This window comes from Microbacterium sp. AB (assembly GCF_032878875.1).
Classification (GTDB): Bacteria; Actinomycetota; Actinomycetes; order Actinomycetales; family Microbacteriaceae; genus Microbacterium; species Microbacterium betulae.
Window position 1 is genome coordinate 1,496,586 of sequence record NZ_CP118157.1, and the last position, 22,819, is coordinate 1,519,404.

Consider the following 22,819-nt stretch of genomic DNA (forward strand, 5'->3'; position numbering starts at 1 on the left):
ACCCGGCCTAGTGACCGTGCCCGACGGGCGCGTCCTCCTGGTCCGCGGGCTTCCGGATGAAGAACGACAGGGCGACGGCCGCCACCGAGATGATCGCGGCGACGAGGAAGGCCATGCGCGCCCCCGGCGCTCCCGCGGTGGCGGCGCTGAGGCCGGCGCTCTCCCCGTCGCGCAGGATGGACGAGTAGAGCGCGATGAGGATCGCGACGCCCGCGGCGCCCGCCACCTGCTGCAGCGTGTTGAGCACGGCGGAGCCGTGCGAGTACAGGTGACGTTCGAGCGAGCCGAGCGAGGCGGAGAAGAGCGGCGTGAACGACATCGCCATGCCCACGGACATGACCGTCTGCACGGTCATGAGGACCCACCACGGCGTGTGCTCGGTCACGGTCGCGTAGAAGAACAGGGCGGCCGCCACGATGATCGTCCCGGGCACGAGCAGCGTCCTCGGTCCCTTCGCGTCGTAGACGCGCCCCATGACGGGACCGAGGACGCCCATGAGGACGGACCCCGGGAGGAGGAGGAGCCCCGACTGCAGCGGGTCGAGCAGCACGACGTTCTGCAGGTACTGCGGCAGCAGCGTCAGCGTGCCGAACATCGACAGCGCCACGATCGACATGATGACGACAGCGACCGTGAAGTTCCCCGACCGGAAGACGCGCAGGTCGAGCAGAGCGTCGTCCTTCCGCTGCAGGAGGAGCTGGCGCCAGACGAAGAGCACGAGGACCACGAGGCCGACGCCGAGCGCGATCGACCCCGTCACGGCGGGATCGACGCCCGGGTCGTCCGTCGTCTCGGTTCCGTGGCCGCCGCCGAACTGGCTCAGTCCGTAGACGATCCCGCCGAACGCGAGAGCGGAGAGGATGATCGACGGCACGTCGATGGGCGCCTTCGTCGTCACGCCGAGGTTCGTCATCCACTTCGCGCCGATCACGAGCGCGATGAGGGCGATGGGGAGGACGATGCCGAAGATCCACCGCCATCCGAGCGTGTCCAGGATGGCGCCCGACAGCGTGGGGCCGATCGCGGGTGCGAGGGAGATGACGAGGCCGACGCGGCCCATCATGCGGCCGCGCGAGTGCGGCGGGACCACGTTCATCATGGTCGTCATGAGCAGCGGCATCATGACGCCCGTGCCGGCCGCCTGGATGACGCGGCCCGCCAGGAGGGTCACGAATCCGGGGGCGAGGAGGCACACGAGCGTGCCGAGCGAGAACGCCGTCATCGCCGCGAGGAAGATCTGGCGCGTCGTGAAGCGCTGGAGGAGGAACCCGGTGGTCGGGATGACGACGGCCATCGTGAGCATGAAGGCGCTCGTGAGCCACTGGCCGAGCTCGGGGGCGAGCCCGAGGTCGGCGTTGAGGTGCGGGATCGCGATCCCCATCGTCGTCTCGTTCAGGATGGCGACGAAGGCGGCGACGAGCAGGAGCCAGATGACCCGCATGCCCTTCGGATCGATCTCCTGCTGCTGATGCGCGCCGACGGCGCCGGTGTCGGTGGACGTCATGAGGCTCCTGGAGAGAGGGGAGAGGGCGTCGCTCCGTGAGTGACGGCGGGAGGAGAGTGCTCAGGGCAGACGTTCCAGCCTAACCGCCGCGCCCCCGGAGGCATTCCCGATCGGGGATGCGCGAATACGTATGCTCTTTGACATGAGTATGGGTCAGGGGATGGGCGGTCGTCGTCGTCCGGTCGACGAGACGGCGCAGCGGCGGATCAACGCCGAGGCGCCCGTGGTGCCCCGGCTCGGACGCCGCGTCGCCGCACTGTTCCGGCCCTACCGCGGGCGGATCGCCGTCACCGCCGTGCTCGTGATCGCGGGCGCGTCGCTCGGGGTGGTGCCGCCGCTCGTCGTCCAGCGCGTGTTCGACGACGCGCTCTTCCCGGTCGACGGCGGCGCGGTCGACATCCCCCTGCTCGTCCGCCTCGTCGTTCTCATGATCGCCCTGTACCTCGCCGGCGCGCTGGTCGGCGTGCTGCAGACCTGGTACACCTCCCGCATCGGCAATCGCGTGACGGGGGATCTGCGCGTTCGGATGTTCGATCACCTGCAGCGGATGGAGCTCGGCTTCTTCACGCGCACGAGGACGGGCGTCATCCAGTCCCGGCTGCAGAACGACGTCGGCGGCGTCTCCGGGGTGCTGACGAACACCGTCACGAGCATCCTCGGCAACACGGTGACCGTCGTCGCGTCGCTCGTCGCGATGATCCTCATCGACGGGCGGCTCACCCTCATCGCCCTCGTCATCATGCCGTTCCTCGTCGTCGTGCAGCGGCGGGTCGGGCAGGTGCGTGCGCGCATCGCCGCGCAGACGCAGCAGTCGCTCTCGGAGCTGACCGCCATCACGCAGGAGACGCTGAGCGTGTCGGGGATCCTCCTGTCGAAGTCGTTCAACCGGCAGCGGGCGGAGTCGGCGCGCTACGCGGAGGAGAACGCGAACCAGATCAGCCTCCAGGTGAGGCAGGCGATGAGCGGCCAGGGCTTCTTCGCCGTCGTGCAGGTGCTCATGGCGTCCGTCCCCGCCGTCATCTACCTCGTCGCCGGCCTCCTCCTCGCCGGCGACGCGGGCCAGCTCACGGCGGGGACGATCGTCGCGTTCACGACGGTGCAGGCACGGCTGCTGCAGCCGCTCACGAGCCTGATGCGCGTCGCGCTCGACGTCCAGACCTCGTCGGCGCTGTTCGCGCGCATCTTCGAGTACCTCGACATGAGGCCGGCGATCGCCGACGCCCCCGACGCGATCGACGTGGAGGACGCCCCCGGACCGATCGGGCGCGTGGAGTTCCGCGACGTGGTCTTCCGCTACCCGGATGCGGCGTCGGACGCCGTGCCCATCCTGCGGGGCGTGTCGTTCGTGGCCGAGCCGGGAGCGCACGTCGCGATCGTCGGGCCGTCCGGAGCCGGAAAGACGACCATGCTGTACCTGGCCCCGCGCCTGTACGAGGCGTCGGACGGCGAGGTGCTGTTCGGCGGGGAGGACGTGCGCCGTCTCACGCAGGAGTCGATCGTCGACCACATCGGCATCGTGTCGCAGGAGACCTACCTCTTCCACGCGACCGTGCGCGACAACCTCCGCTACGCCAAGCCCGACGCCTCGGACGAGGAGCTCGAGGAGGCATGCCGTCAGGCGAACATCCACCACATCGTCGAGGGGTTCGCGGACGGGTACGACACCGTGGTCGGCGAGCGCGGATACCGTCTGTCGGGCGGCGAGAAGCAGCGCATCGCCATCGCGCGGGTGCTGCTGAAGGACCCGCCCGTGCTGCTGCTCGACGAGGCCACGAGCGCGCTCGACACCGTCTCGGAGCGCATCGTGCAGGAGGCCATCGAGAACGCGGCCCGCGGGCGGACGACCATCTCGATCGCGCACCGGCTCTCCACGGTCGTCGACGCGGACGTCATCCACGTCGTCGACGCCGGCCGCATCGTCGAGTCGGGCACGCACGCCGCCCTCCTCGCGTCGGGCGGCCTGTACGCGGCGCTCGCCGCCGAGCAGCTCGCGGCGAGCCGCGACCTCGAGGACTGAGCGCGAGAGGCGTCCCGCCGGCTTCCGGCGAAGGTCGTCGCTCGGCCGGTCAGACGGGGGAGGCGAGCGCCTGGACCTCGTGCGCGAACGCGGCCAGGCGCGATCGCAGGGACGCGTCGGGATGGGCGTCTGCGATCGTCTGCAGCCGCGGGACGTCCATGCGGAGGATCTGTCCCGCTCGCGCCCGTCGCGCGGGATCGTGCGCGGCGAGGACGGCGAGGCCGTCGCGCATGGCCTCGAGGCACGCGAGGAACACGTCGCCGTCCGCCTCGCGTTGCGTGATCGACGTGCCGTCCGCCCGGACGCGCCACTGCACGACGACGTCGGGGAGCACGTCGAAGGCCCGGGCCAGCGTGTACATCCGCTGGGCGACGGCCTGATCCTCGTACAGCACGCCCTCCGGGAAGCGCAGACCGTGCGCGCGCCAGAACGCCGTGCGCGAGACCTTCGACCAGGCGACGACGTTGCCGGTCGCCTCGGGATGCCCGTCGAGCGTCACGCCCGTGCGGCGGGGGCTCGTCGCCTCGGCGACCCAGGGCTGCACGGGGCCGGGAAGGTAGCCGTCCCCGTCGGGACGCAGGCGCACGTACGCGCCGACGGCGAGGTCGCTGCCGCTCTCCTCGAGCGAGCCCACGAGCAGCTCGAGGGCGCGAGGGGTCATGACGTCGTCGGCGTCGAGGAACCCCAGGTACGGGGTCTCGACGAGATCGAGCGCCGTGTTGCGGGCGGCTCCGAGCCCGCGCCGGCGTCCGTGCGGCACGAGGCGGAAGCGATCGTCGAGGTCGGCGTAGCGGGCGAAGACCGCGCCCGTGCCGTCCCCGGACCCGTCGTCGACGAGGAGGGCGCGCCAGGCGACGAGGGTCTGCGCCCGCAGCGAGTCCAGGGCCGCCGGCGCGAACTCGGCGATGTTCCACCCCGGGACGATGACGGTCACGAGCGGCGGACGGATCACGGGTCGAGGCTAGCGCCCGACGGGAGCACAGGGCCCCTCGTGGCGTCATCGGACGGCTGCGACCGCGTCGGCCACGGCGTCGGCGACCGCGTCGAGGGAGCCTCGGTGCGTGTGGGGGAGCGTGAAGCGCACCGACGTCTGGGCGAGCTCCGGAGGGATGCCGAGCGCGACGAGCACATGCGACGGCTCGTCGCTCCCGGCGGCGCACGCCGAGCCGCTGGACGACACGACGCCCCGGCGTTCCAGCTCCAGCAGCACGGCCTCGCCGCTCGTCCCGGCGAACGTGAAGCTCGCGGTGCCCGGGAGGCGCGCGGTCGGATGGCCGGTGAGGCGCGCGGAGGGCACGCGGGCCAGGACGCGGTCGACGAACCCGTCGCGGACGGCGGCCACGTGCTCCGCGCGCCCGGCGCGCTCGGACTCGGCCAGCTCGAGCGCGACGGCGAAGCCCACGGCGTCGGCGACGGGCTCCGTGCCGCTGCGCCGGCCGCGCTGCTGCCCGCCGCCGTGCAGCAGAGGCTCGAGCGGGATGCGCCCGCGCACCGCGAGCACGCCCGTCCCCTTCGGCGCGCCCAGCTTGTGCCCGGCGAGCGCGATGGCGTCGGCGCCCGTGTCGCGCAGCGGCAGCCATCCCGCCGCCTGCACCGCGTCGAGGTGGAACGGCACGCGACGCTCGTGCGCGACGGCTGCGAGGGCCGGGGCGTCCTGCACCGTTCCGATCTCGTTGTTGGCCAGGCCGACGGAGACGACCGCCGTGTCGTCGCGGACGGCTTCCGCGAGGCCGCCGGGATCGACCCGGCCCGTCCCGTCGACGGGGACGAGCGTGACGTCGAACCCGTGGAACCGCTCCAGATACGCGGCGGACGCGAGGATCGACTCGTGCTCGATCGGCGTCGCGACGACGTGCCGGGCGCCGCGGGACTCCAGGGCGGCGAGCGAGACGCCCTTGACGGCCAGGTTGTTCGCCTCGGTGCCGCCCGAGGTGAAGACGACGTCGCCGCGACGCATCCCCAGCACGGCCGCCACGCGCCCCCGTGCGTCTTCAAGCGCCGTCGCCGCACGCTCGCCGACCGTGTGACGGCTCGACGGGTTCCCGAACTCGTCCGTGAGGTACGGCGTCATCGCCTCGAGCACCTCGGCGCGGACGGGCGTCGTGGCGGCGTTGTCCAGGTAGAGCATCGTGCGCGGCTCAGCCGACGCGGACGTCGAGGCCGAGGTCGATCGCGGGCGCCGAGTGGGTGAGCGCGCCCACGGAGACGACGTCGACGCCGGTCCCGGCGACGGCGCGCACGGTCTCGAGGTCGACGCCGCCCGACGCCTCCACCACGGCTCGGCCCGCGACGACGGCGACGCCGCGCCGCAGGTCGCCGAGGGCGAAGTTGTCGAGCATGATCGTGTGGACGCCGGCCGCGATCACGGGCTCGATCTGGTCGAGGCCGTCGACCTCGACCTCGACGTGCGTCGTGTGCGGCAGCCGCGCGATGGCCTCGCGCAGCGCCGTCGTCAGGTCGCGGCCTCCTGCGGTGAGCACGGCGAGGTGGTTGTCCTTGGCCATGACCGCGTCCGACAGCGAGTGGCGGTGATTGAAGCCGCCGCCGGATCGCACGGCGTGACGCTCGAACGCGCGCAGGCCCGGCGTCGTCTTCCTCGTGTCGACGATGCGCGCATGGGTGCCGGCCGTCTCCGCGACGAACCGGGCGGTGAGCGTCGCGACGCCGCTCATCCGCTGCGCGAAGTTCAGCCCGATCCGCTCGGCGGTGAGGATGCCGATGGCAGGCCCCGCGACCGTCGCGAGGACGGATCCGGTGGCGAACCGCGTGCCGTCGTCGACGAGCGCGTCGACCGAGATGCGCGGATCGGTCAGCCGGAACGCCGCCGCGAACACGTCGCCGCCGCTGAACACCCCGGGCTCGCGGGCGACCAGAGACGCCGTCGCGGTCGCGTCCGCGGGGATGAGCGCGGCGCTCGTGACGTCGCCCCAGGGCGCGTCCTCGGCGAGGGCGGCGCGCACCGCGGCGTCGACGACGGCCCGGGTCAGCACGACGCCGCCCGCGGGGGATCGGCACGACGCAGGAGCTCCGCCGCCCGGCGTCGGATCACGGCGCGGGATTCCGCGCGCGGCATCGATCCGGGCGCGGACGTCTCCTGCGTTGTGCGGCGGCGACGCCGCCGAGACCGGGGCGTCATCGTGTCCCGGCCGCGGCGAGCTCGGCGGCCGCCGCGCGAAGAGGGCGGGCGTCGGCGCGGAAGTGCGCGCCGACGGACGTCGTGCGGGCGAGTGCGGCCCGTGTCGTCTCGTGCGCCACCGTGAGGAGGCTCACGTCCTCGTGCGCGCGGACGCTCCGGGGAGCGGGAGCCCGGGACAGCCATCCTGCGATCACGGACGCGGCGTGCGCGAGGCCCGCGTCGTCGCGCACGAGCCCGACGTGCTCCCACATGAGCCGCTGCAGCGCCTGGCGGGAGAACCTCGGCCCGGCCGATGCGGACGTCCCGCCGATGCGCGTGGCGGGCCCGGATCCGGCCGCTGCTGCGCCGGTCCTCCCGCCCCGCGCTGCGGTGCGCGATGCTCCGCGCACCCCCGAGGCGATCGCGGCGGCGGCGCGCGCGCCGAACACGGCGCCTTCGAGCAGGGAGTTCGAGGCGAGGCGGTTGGCGCCGTGCACCCCCGTGCGCGCGCACTCGCCGACCGCGTACAGACCGGGGAGGGTCGTGCGTCCGTCGACGTCGGTCGCGACCCCGCCCATGAGGTAGTGCGCGGCCGGCGCGACGGGGACGGGGTCCCGCGCCCAGTCGATGCCGCGCTCGCGCATCGCCGCGGAGACGGTCGGGAAGCGCTCCTCGAGCAGGTCTCTCCCGAGCGCGGTGGCGTCGAGGTGCACGGGACGTCCTCCCTGCGACGCCATCCGCCGCGCGATGCTCCGCGCGACGACGTCGCGCGGAGCGAGCTCGCCGTCGGGATGCTCGTCGAAGGCGAACCGGCGGCCGTCGTCGTCGATGAGGACCGCGCCCTCTCCGCGGACGGCCTCCGACACGAGGAACGGCGCGCCGGCCGCGAGCACGGTCGGATGGAACTGCACGAACTCGAGGTCGGACACCGCGGCGCCCGCCCGCAGCGCCGCCGCGATGCCATCGGCGGTGGCGACGAGGGGGTTCGTCGTCCGCGCGTAGAGCTGGCCCGCGCCGCCCGTGGCCAGCACCACGGCATCCGCGCTGAGCGTCCGGACCCCGCCGTCGACGAGCACGCGAGCGCCTCCGATCCCGTCGTCCTCGCCCACGAGGTCGACGAGGAACGCGTGCTCGACGATCCGGACCCCCGCCGCCCGCACGGCCGAGACGAGCGCGTCCTCGATCGCGCGGCCCGTCGCATCCCCTCCCGCGTGCAGGATGCGCGGCGACGAGTGCGCTGCCTCGAGGCCGCGGCGCAGCCGGCCGTCGCCGTCCCGGTCGAAGGCGACGCCGAGCGCGATGAGGTCGCGCACCCTCTGCGGCCCCTCCGTGACGAGCACCTCCGCGGCCGGGCCGTCGCCCAGTCCCGCTCCCGCCGACAGGGTGTCGGCGAGGTGGTCCTCGACGCGGTCGTCGTCGAAGAGCGCGGCGGCGATCCCGCCCTGCGCGCAGCGTGTGGTGGAGTCGGAGACGGCGCCCTTCGTGACGAGCGCGACGTCGACCCCCGCGCGGGCGGCGTGCAGGGCGGTCGTGAGGCCCGCGACGCCGCTGCCCGCGACGATCGCGGTCGTCATGCCCGCACGTCCTCGCGCACGTCCTCCCGCACGGTGCCGCCCGGCTTCGCCGCGAGCATCCGCTCGAGGGCGATGCGCGCAGGGGCGGCCACGTCGGCGTCGACGGCGATGCGGTTCACGACCCGGCCCGCGACGAGCTCCTCGAGCACCCAGGCGAGATAGCCGGGGTGGATCCGGTACATCGTCGAGCACGGGCACACGACCGGGTCGAGGCAGAAGATCGTGTGCTGCGGGTGCAGGGCGGCGAGGCGTCGGACGAGGTTGACCTCGGTGCCGATCGCGAACGTCGTCGGCTCCGTCGCGGCCTCGATCGCCCTGCGGATGTGGTCGGTCGAGCCCGCCTCGTCGGCCGCGTCGACGACCTCCGTCGGGCATTCGGGATGCACGACCACGCGGACGCCCGGGTGCTCGGCGCGGGCCCGGTCGATCTGGCCGACCGTGAACCGCCGGTGCACGGAGCAGAACCCGTGCCACAGGACGACCTGTGCATCGCGCAGGTCGTCGGCGGTCGAACCGCCCAGCGCCTTGCGGGGGTTCCACATCGGCATCCGGTCGAGCGGCACGCCCATGGCCTTCGCCGTGTTGCGCCCGAGGTGCTGGTCGGGGAAGAACAGCACGCGCCGGCCGCGGGCGAACGCCCGCTCCAGGACCGTGCGGGCGTTCGACGACGTGCACACGATGCCGCCGTGCCGGCCGACGAAGCCCTTGATCGCCGCGGAGGAGTTCATGTAGGTCACGGGCACGACCGGGACCCGTCCGTCGGCGTCGGCGTCGTCGAGCGGCCCGAGGACGTCCTCCAGCTGCTCCCAGCACTCCTCGACCTGATCGATGTCCGCCATGTCGGCCATGGAGCAGCCCGCGGCGAGGTTCGGGAGGATCACGGCCTGTTCCGGCCCGGAGAGCAGGTCGGCGGTCTCAGCCATGAAGTGCACGCCGCAGAAGACGATCGCCTCGGCCTCGGGATGCGCCTTCGCGGCGTTCGCGAGCTGGAAGGAGTCGCCCACATGGTCGGCGTGCTGGACGACCTCGTCTCGCTGGTAGAAGTGGCCGAGCACGACGACGCGGTCGCCGAGCGCGCTCTTCGCCGCGCGGATGCGGTCGTGCAGCTCCGCCTCCGGCGCCTCGCGATACGCGCGGGGGAGGTCTCCCTGACGCGGCGCGCCGGCCGGGATGACGTCGCCCATCGAGGCGCCGGGGCCGTAGCCGGGGGCGTCGTCGAAGCTCCACGGGCCCGCGGCGAGCTCGGTCGAGCATGTCGAGCCGCTCGCGGCGCCGGCGGCGATCGCCTGGATCTCGTGATCGACGCTGGGGTCGACGGGGTGGGGACGGAGGACGAGCGCTGTCGCGGTCAAGGCGGGACCCCTGTTCATGTCGATTCGACTCTCGAGTCGCTTCGAGCACTACTTTAGGTCTAATCGACCTTAAAACAAAGGGGCGCTTCGCGGGGCGGACGACGTCAGCCGGGGAAGCCGGGGCCGCGGTCGGCGAGCTCGACCTCGGAGTTGTACCGGAAGAGGCGCGCGGGGCGATGCTTTCCCGTCCGGAACGACTCCGTGGGGATGAGCGCCTCCGACCCCTCGAGCAGGCGGCGGAAGTTCGACGGATCGAGGCGTCGCCCGAGCACGGCCTCGTACACCTCCCGCAGTTCCGAGAGGGTGAACTCGTCCGGCAGCAGGCCGTGCGCGATGCGGCTGTAGCCGACCTTGTTCCGCAGCCGCCACACCGCGTAGTCGACGATGCGGTTGTGGTCGAAGGCGAGCGCGGGCAGGTCGTCGACGTCGAACCACTCGACGTTCTCGGGGGCGTCGTCGGCCGCGCGCTGCGCGTCGACGAGATCGGAGCGCAGAAGTGCCCAGTACACGACCGACACGACGCGGGCCGGGGAGCGGTCGACGTCCCCGAACGCGTAGAGCTGCTCGAGATAGCTGGGGCTCAGCGCGGTCGTCTCCGCGAGCGTGCGCGCCGCGGCGTCGTCGAGCCCCTCCGCCTCGTCGAGCCATCCGCCCGGGAGCGCCCACGACCCGTCGAACGGATCGCGTGTGCGCCGGACGAGGGGGATCATGAGCGCGTCGGCGCCGGGCCGCGACCGCAGCGAGAAGATCACGGTCGAGACGGCGACACGGATGGCGGAGCTGTCGGATGGCGGGACGGACGTCACCCTTCGAGGGTAGGCGGATGCCGCGTCGGACACGTGACCGGAGCGGCTGCGACACGCTATGCTCGCTTCCCAGTGGCACGGGGTGTCCCATCCGGGACTGAGAGCACACCCGTAACGACCTGATCTCGTTAGGACGAGCGGAGGGATGTCGCTGATGGATGACGCACGCCTGTCGGAGTCCGGCCCGCCGGAGGGCACCGACTCCGAGCCGGGAGCCGTGATCGAGCTGCTGCGCGAGACCGCGCCGCTCGTGCAATGCGTGACCAATGCGGTGGTGGTCAACTTCACGGCGAACGCCCTGCTCGCCGTCGGGGCCTCGCCGGTGATGGCGGACGTCCCCGGCGAGGCGGGCGAGTGCGTGGGGGCCGCATCGGCACTGCTCGTGAACCTCGGCACGCCGTCCGGCGAGCAGCGGGAGGCGATGCTCGAGGCCGCGGAGGCGGCCGACGCATCCGGCACGCCCTGGGTGCTCGACCCCGTCGGCGTCGGCGCGCTCGGGCTGCGGACGGCGTTCGCGCAGCGGCTCATCGCGCTGCGGCCGACCGTCGTCCGCGGCAACGCATCGGAGATCCTCGCGCTGACGGGATCGGGCGCCGGAGGGCGAGGCGTCGACGCCGCCGACACGGTCGACGCCGCCATCGACGCCGCCGTCGCGCTCTCGGCCCGCACCGGATCGGTCGTCGCGGTCTCGGGAGAGGTCGACGCCGTCGTCGACGGGGACCGCGTCGTGCGGGTGGCCGGGGGCAGCGCGCTCCTCACGAGGGTCACCGGGGGCGGATGCTCCCTCGGCGCCGTCGTCGCGGCCGCTGTCGCCGCCGCGGGCTCCGGGCGGGCGGGGTCCGTCACCGCCCACGCGCTCTACGCCGTCGCCTCCGAGCGTGCGGCGGCCCGCGCCGAGGGCCCGGGGAGCTTCGCCGTCGCGTTCCTCGACGCGCTCGCCGCGGCGACCCCGGACGACCTGTCCGCTCACGCGCCGCGCATCGCCGCCGCCCCTCCCGGCGACGAGGCGAGGGGCGGCGGCGCATGACCCGGCCTCCCGTCGACCTGTCCGTCTACCTCGTCGCGGACGCCGCGACGATCTCCGGCCGATCGGTGGCCGACGTCGTCGCCGCGGCGGTGGACGGCGGCGCCTCGGCCGTGCAGGTGCGCGGCAAGGACCTCTCCGCGTCCGAGCTGCTCGCCGTCGTCGAGGCCTGTTCGGCGCACACCGCGGGGCGCGCCGCGCTGCTCGTCAACGACCGGGTGGACGTCTACCTCGCCGCGCGCGCCGCGGGGACGCCGGTCGACGGCGTGCACATCGGCCAGGACGACGTCCCCGCCGACGAGGCACGGGACGCCGTCGGGGACGAGGCGATCATCGGGCTCAGCGCGAGCCTTCCGGAGCACCTCGAAGCACTGCGCGCCGGCCCGTCGGGCGCGGTCGACTATCTGGGCGTCGGAGCCGTCCGGCCGACGCCGACGAAGAGGGACCATCCGGCTCCGCTCGGCTGGGAGGGGTTCTCCGCCTTCGCGAGGCGGGCGGACGGGATCCCGTGCGTGGCGATCGGCGGCGTCGGCCCGGGAGACGCCGTCCCTGCGCGCCGCGCGGGCGCCGCGGGGATCGCCGTGGTCCGCGCCATCTGCTCCGCCGATGACCCGGCGGCTGCGGCGGCGGCACTGCGCGCCGAATGGGAGCACGCGCGATGACGCACGTGCCGAACGTGCTCTCGATCGCCGGATCCGACCCGTCGGGAGGCGCCGGCATCCAGGCCGACCTCAAATCGATCATGGCCTGCGGCGGCTACGGGATGGCGGCGATCACGTCGCTCACGGCACAGAACACGCACGGCGTGTCCGGGGTGCACGTGCCTCCCGCGGCGTTCCTGCGCGAGCAGCTCGATGCCGTGGCCGCCGACGTGCGCATCGACGCGGTCAAGATCGGGATGCTCGGCACGGCCGAGGTCGTCGAGACGGTGACGGCGTGGCTGCGATCGCTCGGGACCCGTCCGGTCGTCGTGCTCGATCCCGTCATGGCCGCCACGAGCGGCGACAGTCTCCTCGAGGCGGGGGCGGGACGCGCGCTCCTCGGCCTCCTCCCTCTCGTCGACGTCGTGACGCCCAACGTGCCCGAGCTGGCGGCGCTGGGAGGGGAGCCCGTCGCGCACACCTGGCCGGACGTGCTCGACCGGGCACGGGCGCTCGCCGCGGCTCAGGGCGTGCTCGTGCTCGCGAAGGGCGGTCACCTCGACGGTCCGGAGTGCCCCGACGCCCTCGTGGGCGTGTCGGGCGTCGTCGCGGAGTTCGGGGGCCGGCGCATCGACACCGCGGACACGCACGGCACGGGATGCTCGCTCTCGGCCGCTCTCGCGACGCTGCGTGCGCGCACGGACGACTGGGGCTGGGCGACGCGTCTCGCCCGCGACTGGGTGCGCGGCGCGATCGACGCCGCGGCGTCCCTCGACGTGGGGCAGCCGGGCGGGCACGGCCCGCTGCATCACGGCTCTGCGCTCTGGGCGGGGGCCGGCGTTCCGCGTCGCGAGGCGGAGCTCGACGCCTGGTGGGAGGACATCTCCGACCTCCGCGAGAGCATCGACGACGTGTGGTTCGTCCGGGCGCTCGCCGACGGCACGCTCTCGCAGGAGGACTTCGCGCACTATCTCGCCCAGGACTCCCTGTACCTGCGCGCCTACTCCCGCGTGCTGAACGGGGCGGGCGAGCTCGCCCCGACGCTCGACGAGCAGGTGTTCTGGACGCGGTCGGCCCACACGTGTCTTGCGACCGAGCTCTCGCTGCACCGGTCGCGGCTCGCCGGCGACGAGCCGACCCCCTCCCGGGAGACGACGGCGTACCTGGACCATCTGCGCTCCGCGGCGGGCTCGGGCGAGTACCGGACGCTCGTCGCCGCGGTGCTTCCCTGCTTCTGGCTGTACCAGGACATCGGCGCACGGCTCGCCGCGGCGAGCCGTCCCGGCCATCCCTACGACGACTGGCTCGCGACGTACTCGTCCGACGCGTTCGAGCTCTCCGTGCGCGAGGCGATCCGGTGGGCGCAGCGGGCCGCGCGCGCAGCGGGAGACGACGAGCTGCGGCGCATGCGCGCCGCCTTCGAAGCGTCCGCACGCCACGAGCTGGCCTTCTTCGCGCAGAATGGCGCATCGGCGACAGGCCATCCCGGCTATCATCGAGACCACAACTGAACGACCATCCACCCGTCACGGGAGAACGCCGCCCCGCGCGGCTGCCGTAGGAGCAAATCCTCCCGGAATCTCTCAGGCCCACGTACCGTGGCGGCAGGTCACTCTGGAAAGCGGCGCTCCGAGCGCCCGCCGACGGGGCAAGCGGCGTTGCGGCGCCGCGGAAACTCTCAGGCCGATGACAGAGCGGGAGGAACTCATCGCTCCCTCACGGCGAGGGCGCAGACGACGGGAGTTCCTCGATGTCAGACACGGCGGCAGACGACAGTGGGCCGGGTCGTGGACGGGCGGCGTCCCTCGTGAGCGGACCGTACATCGGCGTCTTCGACCTCTTCACGATCGGGATCGGGCCGTCGAGCTCGCACACGGTCGGGCCCATGCGCGCGGCCGCCGACTTCGTGTCGCGGCTGGGCGGCGGGCTCTCCGGGGTCGCGGCCCTCGACGTGGAGCTCTTCGGCTCGCTCGCCGCGACGGGGGCGGGACACGGAACGCCGTCCGCGGTGCTGCTGGGGCTCGAGGGATGTCTTCCCGACACGATCCGGGCGGACGAGGTCGAGGCGCGCGCGGCTCGGATCGACCGGGAGCGCACGGTGCGTCTCGGAGGCGCGCTCGACGTCCCCCTCAGCACGCGCGACGTCCGCCTCGCCCCACTCACGGTGCTGTCCCGCCACACGAACGCCCTGCGGCTCACGGCGCGCCGGGACGACGGGACCGTCGTCGACCGGGCCGTGTACTTCTCTGTGGGCGGCGGGTTCATCGTCCGCGAGGGCGAGGAGCAGCCGTCCGCGGAGGACGCAGCCGTCCCCCACCCGTTCACGACCGCCGCCGAACTGCTCGCGATCTGCGCGGCGGAGCGCGTGGGCATCGCGGAGATCGCGTGGCGCAACGAGACGGCGCTCCGGCCGCCGGCCGACGTCCGTGCGGGCGTGCTGCGCATCCGAGACGCCATGGACGAGTGCGTCGCGGCGGGGACGAGGACCGGGGGCGAGCTGCCGGGCGGTCTCGGCGTGCGGCGGCGCGCGCCGCAGTGGCACGAGCGACTCCGGCACGACGACCCCGACCGCAGCCCCGCGTTCGCGCAGGAGTGGGCGAACCTCGTCGCGCTCGCCGTGAACGAGGAGAACGCCGCGGGCGGCCGCGTCGTCACCGCGCCCACGAACGGCGCCGCGGGGATCGTCCCCGCCGTGCTCCACCACGCCCGGCGTTACTCGCCTGCCGCGCTGTCGGGGACGACGGACGACGACATCGTCGTCGAGTTCCTCCTGACCGCGGCGACCATCGGAGCGATCTACAAGACGCGCGCGTCGATCTCCGGCGCGGAGGTGGGATGCCAGGGCGAGGTCGGCTCCGCGTCGTCGATGGCCGCGGCGGCGCTCGCCGCCGTGCTCGGGGGAACGCCGGCCCAGGTCGAGAACGCGGCGGAGATCGCCATGGAGCACAATCTCGGGCTCACGTGCGACCCGGTGGGAGGGCTCGTGCAGATCCCGTGCATCGAGCGGAACGCGATCGCCGCCGGAAAGGCCGTCAATGCGGCCAAGATGGCCATGTGGGGCGACGGCGCGCATCGGGTCTCGCTCGACACCGTCATCGAGACCATGCGGCAGACCGGCCGCGATATGAGCCACAAGTACAAGGAGACCGCGATGGGCGGACTCGCCGTCAACGTGGTCGAATGCTGAGGAGATCCGCGTGAGCACAGAAGAATCGACGTCGACGTCATCGGAGGAGCTGCGCCAGACGCCGTTGCGGGCGGAGCACGAGGCGCTCGGCGCCTCCTTCACGGACTTCGGCGGCTGGTGGATGCCGGTGCGCTACACGTCGGACCTCGCCGAGCACCACGCCGTGCGCACGGCGGCGGGGCTGTTCGACATCTCGCACATGGGCGAGCTGTTCGTGCGGGGCAGCGGCGCCGGGACGTTCCTCGACTACGCGCTGGCCGGACGTCTCTCGGCGGTCGCGGTCGGGCGCGCGAAGTACACGATGATCCTCGCCGAGGACGGCGGCATCGTCGACGACCTCGTCGTCTACCGGCTCGGAGACGAGGAGTTCCTCGTCATCGCGAACGCCGGCAACCGCGACACCGTCGCGTCCGAGCTCTCGGCCCGGATCGCGGGATTCGACGCCACGTTCGAGGACGCATCCGACCGCTACGCGCTGATCGCCCTGCAGGGTCCCGAGGCTGCGACCGTTCTCGGCGCGACGGCGGGTGTGACCGACCTGGGCGCCTCGCTGGAGGCGTTGCGCAACTATGCGTGGACCGACGCGCTCTTCGACGGCGCCCCGGTGCTCGTGGCCCGGACGGGCTACACGGGGGAGGACGGCTTCGAGCTCTGCATCGCCGCGGACCGCGCGGCGGGCCTGTGGCGGGCGCTTCTGGAGTCGGGAACGCCGCACGGTCTCGTCCCCGCCGGGCTCGCGGCACGGGACACGCTGCGTCTCGAGGCGGGCATGCCGCTCTACGGGCACGAGCTCGCCCGCGACATCTTCCCCTCTCAGGCCGGGCTCGGTCGCGTCGTCGCGGCCGACAAGGGCGACTTCATCGGCCGCGGGGCGCTCGACGAGCGCCCCGAGACGCGCGTGCTCGTCGGCCTCGTGACGGAGGGACGACGCGCGGGCCGCCCCGGCTACGGCGTGTACCGCGGCGACGAGCTCGTCGGAGAGATCACGAGCGGGGCGCTGAGCCCGACGCTCGGTCATCCCATCGCCCTCGCGTACGTGGACCGCGATGCCGCGGCCGCCGAAGACCTGTCCATCGATGTGCGCGGCACGCGCATCGCCGCCCGGCTCACCGCCCTGCCCTTCTACCGGAGGAACACATGACCGACCTCAACGCGCTGCTCTACACGAACGAGCACGAGTGGATCCGCATCGACGACGACATCGCGACGATCGGCATCACCGACTACGCGGCCGACCAGCTCGGCGACATCGTCTACGTCGACCTGCCCGCCCAGGGCGGCACGGTGACGTCGGGGCAGGTGATGGGGGAGATCGAGTCGACCAAGTCCGTCTCCGAGCTCTACGCGCCCGTGGACGGCGTCGTCGTCGAGGTCAACGGCGAGGTCGACGTCAATCCCGGCCTCGTGAACGAGTCGCCGTTCGCGCGCGCCTGGCTCGTGAGGGTGCGCCTCTCGGGCGACGTCCCCGCGCTTCTCGACCGTGCGGCCTACGCCGAGCTCACGGGCGGCGAGGCGTGAGCGCGTTCGGACACGGAGCGTATGCCGCGCGCCACATCGGCACGACACCCGACGACCGGGAGCGGATGCTCGCGGCGACCGGCCTCGTGCGCGAGGACGACGACGAGCGCGACGCGGCCGGCGTGCTGATGGACGCGGCGGTGCCCGGCGTCATCCGCGGCCGGGGCGACGCCGGAGCGCGCGTCCCGGAGGACGGCGTCTCGGAGGCCGAGGCGCTCGCCGAGCTGCGCGCGCTCGCGAGCCGGAACCGGGTGCTCTCGCCCATGATCGGTCTCGGCTACAGCGACACGCTGACCCCGTCGGTCATCCAGCGGAACGTGCTCGAGAACCCTTCCTGGTACACCGCCTACACGCCGTACCAGCCCGAGATCTCCCAGGGCAGGCTCGAGGCGCTGCTGAACTTCCAGACGATGGTCGCCGATCTCGCCGGGCTCCCCGTCGCGAACGCGTCGATGCTCGACGAGGCGACGGCCGCCGTCGAGGGGATGCTCGTCGCCCGGCGGGCCGTGCGCGGAGGATCCGACGTGTTCGTCGTCGACGCCGACGCGCTGCCGCAGACGAAGGCCGTGCTGCGCGTGCGTGCCGAGGCCGTCGGGATCGAGCTCGTGGAGCTCGACCTCGCGGGCGGCGACGCGCTGCCCGAATCGCTGTTCGGGGCGCTCGTCCAGTACCCCGGAGCGTCCGGCCGCGTGTGGAACCCGCAGGGCGTCATCGACGCCGTGCACGTCGCGGGCGGCCAGGCGGTGGTCGCCGCCGACCTGCTCGCCCTCACGCTCATCGCCTCGCCCGGCTCGCTCGGCGCGGACGTCGTCGTCGGCTCGACGCAGCGTTTCGGCGTGCCGCTCGGCTTCGGCGGTCCGCACGCGGGGTACATGGTCGTGCGCCCGGGCCTCGAACGGCAGCTGCCCGGCCGCCTCGTGGGCGTCTCGAAGGACGCCGACGGGCAGCTCGCCCACCGCCTCGCGCTGCAGACGCGCGAGCAGCACATCCGCCGGGAGAAGGCGACGAGCAACATCTGCACGGCGCAGGTGCTCCTCGCCGTCATGGCGGCCATGTACGCGGTCTACCACGGGCCCGACGGGCTCCGGGCGATCGCGTCGGGCATCGGCCTGCGCACGGCGCTCCTGCGCGACCAGCTCGCGGAGGGCGGTGCCGAGGTGGTGAACGACGCCGTGTTCGACACGCTGCAGGTGCGCGTGCCGGGGGAGGCCGCGGATGTCGTGGCGCGTGCGCACGGGGGCGGCGTGCTGCTGCGGCTCGTGGACGACGACACGGTGGGCATCTCCGTCGGCGAGGCCACGACGGGAGACGACCTCGGCATCGTCCGGGCGGCGTTCGGTCTCCCGGACGTGGGCGGGTTCCGCGCCATGAGTCTCGCGGATCTCCGCCTCCCGCGAGAGCTCGTTCGTCGCGACGACTACCTCACCCATCCGGTCTTCCACGCGCACCGTTCGGAGACGTCGATGATGCGCTACCTGAAGCGCCTCGCCGACAAGGACTACGCGCTCGACCGCGGCATGATCCCCCTCGGCTCGTGCACGATGAAGCTCAACGCGGCGACCGCGATGGCCGCGATCAGCTGGCCGGAGTTCGGCCGCATCCATCCCTTCGCCCCCCGGGAGGACGCGGCCGGCTACCTCGCGCTCATCGACCAGCTCGAGACGTGGCTCGCCGACCTCACGGGCTACGACGCGGTGTCGCTGCAGCCGAACGCGGGGTCGCAGGGAGAGCTGGCGGGCCTCCTCGCCATCCGCGGCTACCACCGCTCGCGCGGCGACGCCGGGCGCGACGTGTGCCTCATCCCGTCGTCCGCCCACGGGACGAACGCGGCGTCCGCGGTCCTCGCGGGCCTCCGCGTCGTCGTCGTGGCCTGCGACGAACGCGGAAACGTCGACCTCGGCGACCTGCGCGCGAAGATCGCGGCCCATGCGGACGCGCTCGCCGCGCTCATGATCACGTACCCGTCGACGCACGGCGTGTACGAGCACGACATCCTCGACATCGCCGCCGCCGTGCACGACGCGGGCGGGCAGGTCTACATCGACGGCGCGAACCTCAACGCGCTCGTCGGTCACGCGCGCTTCGGCGACCTCGGCGGCGACGTGTCGCACCTCAACCTCCACAAGACGTTCGCCATCCCGCACGGCGGCGGCGGTCCGGGCGTCGGACCCGTCGCGGCCAAGGCGCATCTGGCGCGGTTCCTGCCCTCGCACCCCTTCGCGCAGGACGAGCGAGACGGCATCGGCCCCGTGTCCGCGGCCCCCTACGGGTCGGCTGGCATCCTGCCGATCTCGTGGGCGTACGTGCGGATGATGGGGCTGGAGGGGCTCACGCAGGCGACCGACGCCGCGGTGGTCGCGGCGAACTATGTCGCGTCGCGCCTGGAGGAGCACTACCCGGTGCTCTACGCGGGCGAGGGCGGTCGCGTCGCGCACGAGTGCATCCTCGACCTGCGCCCGCTGAAGGCGGAGACCGGGATCAGCGTCGACGACGTCGCGAAGCGCCTCATCGACTACGGCTTCCACGCGCCGACGATGTCGTTCCCCGTGGCGGGCACGCTCATGGTCGAGCCCACCGAGTCGGAGGACCTCGCCGAGCTCGACCGCTTCGTGGACGCCATGATCGCGATCAGGGCGGAGGCGCAGCGGGTGGGCGCGGGGGAGTGGGCGCTCGACGACAATCCGCTCGTGAACGCGCCCCACACCGCGGCGTCCGTCGTCGTGGGCGAGTGGAGCCATCCGTACTCGCGCGAGCTCGCCGTCTACCCGGCGGGCGTGGGGGCGGCGAAGTACTGGCCGCCCGTGCGCCGCGTCGACCAGGCCTACGGAGACCGCAACCTCGTGTGCGCCTGCCCGCCCGTGGACGCCTTCGCGTCGTGAGAATCCCACGGATCCGCGAGAATCCATCTGCGCCGTGAGAATTCCGCTGCCGCACGCATTCTCGCTGTCGCGCCGGATTGTCGAGAGGACGGCCGTGGCCGGCGCGACGCGGACGAGCACGGTGCCTCCGCTCAGACCTCGAAGCGCGCGCGAGCCTCTCCGGTGACGGCCGTCCGGATCCGCTCGCGCATGTCCGCGCCGAGGTCGTCCTGCGCGCCGAGCTCGTCGACGCGGCGCCAGAACACCTCGACGTTCTCGCCGTCGGCAGGTCGGGGCTCCCCCGAGACGTAGCGGCACCGGAACGTCAGATCGAGGTACTGCGCCTGGTCGCCGTTGCCGTAGACCATCGGCGGCAGGGCGTTCACCCACACGAGCGTCTCGGCCTCCGCGACGACGTCCGCCTCCTCGAGAACCTCGCGGACGGCCGCGACGGCGGGCTGCTCGCCCGGATCCACGATCCCGGTGACCGGTGTGACCTTGGCGTTGTCGGCGCGACGGCACAGCAGCACCTCCTGCGTCGCGCCCTCGCCCCGGAGGACGACGGCGGTGACGCCCGTGAGCCAGAGAGGATCCGTCCCGATCTTCTCGCGCAGTCGCAGGATGAAGTCCGGAGTCGCCATGGGGCGATCCTAGGCTGTCTCCTCCGGTCGGCCCGGGACGCGGCGCATACGGGCCCCGGCATCGACACGACGGCATCGACACGACGGCATCGACACGACGCAGGAGCATCCGCGCCGCTCGGCCTGCCGGACCGCGCGAGGTCGCGGGCGTCCGTCGCGGCCGGGGCCGTTCATCCTGCATCGTGCATCTCCGGACGGGCGGCCGGTAGCGTGGACGCGTGGACATGGCCGCGACACCGATCCTGCAGAACGACATCGTCCGGCTCGAGCCGCTGAGCGCTGCGCATCACGACGACCTCGCCGCCGCCGTCGAGGTCGGCGACCTCTGGCGCACCTGGTACACGCGCATCCCGTCGACCGAGCGCATGGCGGACGAGATCGCGCGGCGGCTCTCCGAACAGGCCGGCGGACGGATGGCGCCGTGGGCCGTGATCGACGCGGCGGCGGCGGGGCGTGCGGTCGGCATGACGACGTTCATGGCCATCGACGCGCCCAACCGCCGTCTCGAGATCGGGTCGACGTGGATCGGTCGCGGCGCGCAGGGGAGCGGCATCAACCCCGCGGCCAAGCTGCTTCTGCTCGCGCGCGCCTTCGACGAGCTGGGCTGCATCGCGGTGGAGCTCCGTACGCACTGGCACAACCATCAGTCGCGCGCGGCGATCGAGCGGCTCGGCGCGAAGCAGGACGGCGTGCTGCGCAGCCACACGATCCTCCCCGACGGGCACGTCCGCGACACGGTGGTGTTCTCGATCGTCGCGCACGAGTGGGAGGCCGTGCGGCTCGGCCTCGAGGCGCGGCTCGCCCGGCACCGGACGAGCGTGCGCTGAGCCTCTGCTGCGGCTCATCGGGGCGGAGCGTTGTCCTGAGCGCCGACGACGGCGCATCCGCGTCGATGGGAAAGGGCGCGCCTCGCACGTCGGAGCGGAGGCATCGTCCTGAATCGAGATGACGGCACATCGACACCGACGGAGGTCTGCGTATTCTGCGGCGCGAGCGCCTGACGGCGGATGAGCCGGGCGGCGGATGGTCGAGGATGACCGCCGACGATGTCGTCGCGGTGGGGGCGTTTCTCCGGCTCGTCGATCTGACGACGAGCGGACTCGTCGAGCCGTCCGTCCGCCTCTGGCTGCGGCGCGACGGCGACGGTCCGTCCGCTCGATAGCCTGGCGTCGTGAGCATCGTCATCCGCCCCCTCGCCGACTCCGACGCCGATGCGGTGGTCGCCCTGTGGCGCGACGCCGGGCTCACGCGGCCGTGGAACGATCCGCATGAGGACATCCGCCGGGCGCGGGCCGTCTGGCCCGAGCTGCTGCTGGTCGCCGCGGACGGGGACGAGGTCGTCGGCTCCGTCATGGCGGGGTACGACGGGCACCGCGGATGGCTGTACTACCTCGCGTCCTCGCGATCCGGCGAGGGGATCGGCCGGTCGCTCGTCGCGGAGGCCGAGGCGAGGCTCGTCGCGCTCGGATGCCCGAAGGCGATGCTCATGGTGCGCCCCGACAACGCCGCGGTGCTCGGCTACTACGACGCCATCGGCTATGTGCGTGAAGGCACGGCCGTGACGGGCAAGCGCCTCATCCCGGACGGGTGAGGCGGCCTCCCGCGAGGAGGTGGGCGACGGCTGGATTCTCGCGGCAGACATGGATCGTCGCCGCGGAGCTGGATCCTCGCGCTACGGCAGGTACGGCGCCGCGAGCGGGTAGCCGACGAAGGCGATGACGTCGATGAAGGCGTGCGCGAGCACGAGAGGCATGACGCGTCCCCACCGGCGGTAGCACCATCCGAAGACGATGCCCATGGCGAAGTTGCCGATGAGGGGCCCGAAGCCCTGATACGCGTGATAGGTCGCACGGAGCGCCGCCGTCGAGAGGATGATCGCCCACGCGCCCCACCCGGCGCGCGCGAGCCGGTCGAAGAGGTAGCCGTTGAGGATGACCTCCTCCAGCAGCCCCGCGCGGATGGCCGACAGCACGAGGAGCGGGACGGTCCACCACGCGGCGTCGAGGGAGGACGCCTCGACCTCGACCGTGACGCCGAGCAGGCGCCCGGCGGCATAGAGCGCGAGCCCGGGGACGCCGATGACGACGAGGAGGAGGCCGGCGCCTCCGAGGTCGCGCGGAAGGCGCCGGAAGTCCAGGCCGATGCGCCGGAGCGCGTTGCGTCCCGGCTCCCACAGCAGATACACGACGAGGGCGACGAGACAGAGGTCGAAGAAGACGTCGAGCACGCGGTAGACGGCATCCCACACGGCCTCCTCGGCCTGTGCGGGGTTGAGCGCCGTGGACTGGTCCGACAACGCCTCGGTGCGCAGGAGGGCCCGCAGGAGGGAGAGAACCGAGTAGAGCGCCGACTGCCCGAGCGAGAGCGCCAGGACGATGCCGATCTCCCACCACAGCCGGCGGCGGTCGACGGTGGCGGATGCGGTCGCAGAGGTCACGGGACGAGCGTGCCACAAGCTGCGGGCGACCATGCGGGAACGGCCCGTCGAGGCGCCGCGGGCGGCCGTGCAGATTGCCACACGGGGACGTCGCGTCGTAAAGGGTCTGTAACGGTTGCGCGGAAGATTTGTCACAGTCCGCCGA

General features: G+C 73.0%; 20 protein-coding genes and 2 riboswitches. Of the genes, 11 read left to right on the forward strand and 9 right to left on the reverse strand.

Annotated features, from left to right (window positions below):
- Positions 1 to 7: 7 nt before the first annotated feature.
- Positions 8 to 1,504, reverse strand: coding sequence for a DHA2 family efflux MFS transporter permease subunit (locus N8K70_RS07010; RefSeq protein ID WP_317140881.1), 1,497 nt, complete (start codon positions 1,502 to 1,504; stop codon positions 8 to 10).
- A 142-nt stretch (positions 1,505 to 1,646) separates the two neighbouring features.
- Here N8K70_RS07010 and N8K70_RS07015 point away from each other — a divergent pair, with 142 nt between their 5' ends.
- Positions 1,647 to 3,521, forward strand: coding sequence for an ABC transporter ATP-binding protein (locus N8K70_RS07015; protein ID WP_394357811.1), 1,875 nt, complete (start codon positions 1,647 to 1,649; stop codon positions 3,519 to 3,521).
- A gap of 49 nt (positions 3,522 to 3,570) precedes the next feature.
- Here the strand turns inward: N8K70_RS07015 and N8K70_RS07020 are convergent, their stop codons facing one another.
- The 6 genes from N8K70_RS07020 to N8K70_RS07045 all read right to left on the reverse strand — a co-directional run bounded on the left by N8K70_RS07020 (position 3,571) and on the right by N8K70_RS07045 (position 10,272).
- Positions 3,571 to 4,473: a glycosyltransferase family 2 protein gene (locus N8K70_RS07020; RefSeq protein WP_317140882.1), complete on the reverse strand. Its 903-nt coding sequence runs from the start codon at positions 4,471 to 4,473 to the stop codon at positions 3,571 to 3,573.
- A 45-nt stretch (positions 4,474 to 4,518) separates the two neighbouring features.
- Positions 4,519 to 5,649 carry a cysteine desulfurase family protein gene (locus tag N8K70_RS07025; protein ID WP_317140883.1) on the reverse strand — a complete coding sequence of 377 codons (1,131 nt, stop codon included), beginning with the start codon at positions 5,647 to 5,649 and terminating at the stop codon, positions 4,519 to 4,521.
- A 10-nt stretch (positions 5,650 to 5,659) separates the two neighbouring features.
- Positions 5,660 to 6,511, reverse strand: coding sequence for a carboxylating nicotinate-nucleotide diphosphorylase (gene nadC / locus N8K70_RS07030; RefSeq protein WP_317140884.1), 852 nt, complete (start codon positions 6,509 to 6,511; stop codon positions 5,660 to 5,662).
- A 142-nt stretch (positions 6,512 to 6,653) separates the two neighbouring features.
- Complete coding sequence (gene nadB, locus N8K70_RS07035) at positions 6,654 to 8,210, reverse strand: L-aspartate oxidase (protein WP_317140885.1); 1,557 nt, start codon at positions 8,208 to 8,210, stop codon at positions 6,654 to 6,656.
- Complete coding sequence (nadA, locus tag N8K70_RS07040; protein ID WP_317140886.1) at positions 8,207 to 9,562, reverse strand: quinolinate synthase NadA; 1,356 nt, start codon at positions 9,560 to 9,562, stop codon at positions 8,207 to 8,209. Before nadA ends, nadB begins: the two co-directional genes overlap by 4 nt.
- A 104-nt stretch (positions 9,563 to 9,666) precedes the next feature.
- Positions 9,667 to 10,272 carry an NUDIX hydrolase gene (locus N8K70_RS07045; protein ID WP_394357828.1) on the reverse strand — a complete coding sequence of 202 codons (606 nt, stop codon included), beginning with the start codon at positions 10,270 to 10,272 and terminating at the stop codon, positions 9,667 to 9,669.
- Between the two features lie 250 nt (positions 10,273 to 10,522).
- Between N8K70_RS07045 and thiM the strand changes: the two genes are divergently transcribed.
- The 7 genes from thiM (at position 10,523) to gcvP (ending at position 19,617) form a co-directional block, all read left to right on the forward strand.
- On the forward strand, positions 10,523 to 11,395 hold the full coding sequence (gene thiM / locus N8K70_RS07050) for a hydroxyethylthiazole kinase (protein ID WP_317140888.1): 873 nt from the start codon (positions 10,523 to 10,525) through the stop codon (positions 11,393 to 11,395).
- The gene (thiE, locus tag N8K70_RS07055) at positions 11,392 to 12,054 is read left to right on the forward strand and encodes a thiamine phosphate synthase (RefSeq protein WP_317140889.1); all 663 of its coding nucleotides are present in this window, start codon (positions 11,392 to 11,394) and stop codon (positions 12,052 to 12,054) included. Before thiM ends, thiE begins: the two co-directional genes overlap by 4 nt.
- On the forward strand, positions 12,051 to 13,544 hold the full coding sequence (gene thiD, locus N8K70_RS07060; RefSeq protein WP_317140890.1) for a bifunctional hydroxymethylpyrimidine kinase/phosphomethylpyrimidine kinase: 1,494 nt from the start codon (positions 12,051 to 12,053) through the stop codon (positions 13,542 to 13,544). Before thiE ends, thiD begins: the two co-directional genes overlap by 4 nt.
- A gap of 8 nt (positions 13,545 to 13,552) precedes the next feature.
- Positions 13,553 to 13,642: riboswitch (glycine riboswitch) on the forward strand.
- Positions 13,643 to 13,733, forward strand: a riboswitch (glycine riboswitch).
- A gap of 107 nt (positions 13,734 to 13,840) precedes the next feature.
- Entirely contained in the window at positions 13,841 to 15,220 is a 1,380-nt protein-coding gene (locus N8K70_RS07065) for an L-serine ammonia-lyase (RefSeq protein ID WP_317140891.1), read from the forward strand.
- A 10-nt stretch (positions 15,221 to 15,230) separates the two neighbouring features.
- Positions 15,231 to 16,361: a glycine cleavage system aminomethyltransferase GcvT gene (gene gcvT, locus N8K70_RS07070; RefSeq protein ID WP_317140892.1), complete on the forward strand. Its 1,131-nt coding sequence runs from the start codon at positions 15,231 to 15,233 to the stop codon at positions 16,359 to 16,361.
- A complete protein-coding gene (gene gcvH, locus N8K70_RS07075) occupies positions 16,358 to 16,738 on the forward strand; it encodes a glycine cleavage system protein GcvH (RefSeq protein ID WP_317140893.1) in 381 nt (126 codons plus the stop codon). Before gcvT ends, gcvH begins: the two co-directional genes overlap by 4 nt.
- Before the next feature lie 65 nt (positions 16,739 to 16,803).
- Positions 16,804 to 19,617 carry an aminomethyl-transferring glycine dehydrogenase gene (gene gcvP, locus N8K70_RS07080; RefSeq protein WP_394357829.1) on the forward strand — a complete coding sequence of 938 codons (2,814 nt, stop codon included), beginning with the start codon at positions 16,804 to 16,806 and terminating at the stop codon, positions 19,615 to 19,617.
- Between the two features lie 131 nt (positions 19,618 to 19,748).
- Here gcvP and N8K70_RS07085 read toward each other — a convergent pair whose 3' ends face one another.
- Entirely contained in the window at positions 19,749 to 20,237 is a 489-nt protein-coding gene (locus N8K70_RS07085; protein WP_317140895.1) for an NUDIX hydrolase, read from the reverse strand.
- A 224-nt stretch (positions 20,238 to 20,461) separates the two neighbouring features.
- On the opposite strand from N8K70_RS07085, the gene N8K70_RS07090 reads away from it, so the two are divergent.
- From N8K70_RS07090 to N8K70_RS07100, 3 genes are all read left to right on the forward strand, one after another.
- Positions 20,462 to 21,064: a GNAT family N-acetyltransferase gene (locus N8K70_RS07090; protein WP_317140896.1), complete on the forward strand. Its 603-nt coding sequence runs from the start codon at positions 20,462 to 20,464 to the stop codon at positions 21,062 to 21,064.
- Positions 21,065 to 21,270: 206 nt separating this feature from the next.
- Positions 21,271 to 21,399, forward strand: coding sequence for a hypothetical protein (locus tag N8K70_RS07095; RefSeq protein WP_317140897.1), 129 nt, complete (start codon positions 21,271 to 21,273; stop codon positions 21,397 to 21,399).
- 9 nt (positions 21,400 to 21,408) lie between these two features.
- Positions 21,409 to 21,828 carry a GNAT family acetyltransferase gene (locus N8K70_RS07100; RefSeq protein ID WP_317140898.1) on the forward strand — a complete coding sequence of 140 codons (420 nt, stop codon included), beginning with the start codon at positions 21,409 to 21,411 and terminating at the stop codon, positions 21,826 to 21,828.
- 81 nt (positions 21,829 to 21,909) lie between these two features.
- Here the strand turns inward: N8K70_RS07100 and N8K70_RS07105 are convergent, their stop codons facing one another.
- Positions 21,910 to 22,707: a CPBP family intramembrane glutamic endopeptidase gene (locus N8K70_RS07105; RefSeq protein ID WP_394357830.1), complete on the reverse strand. Its 798-nt coding sequence runs from the start codon at positions 22,705 to 22,707 to the stop codon at positions 21,910 to 21,912.
- Between the last annotated feature and the right edge of the window lie 112 nt (positions 22,708 to 22,819).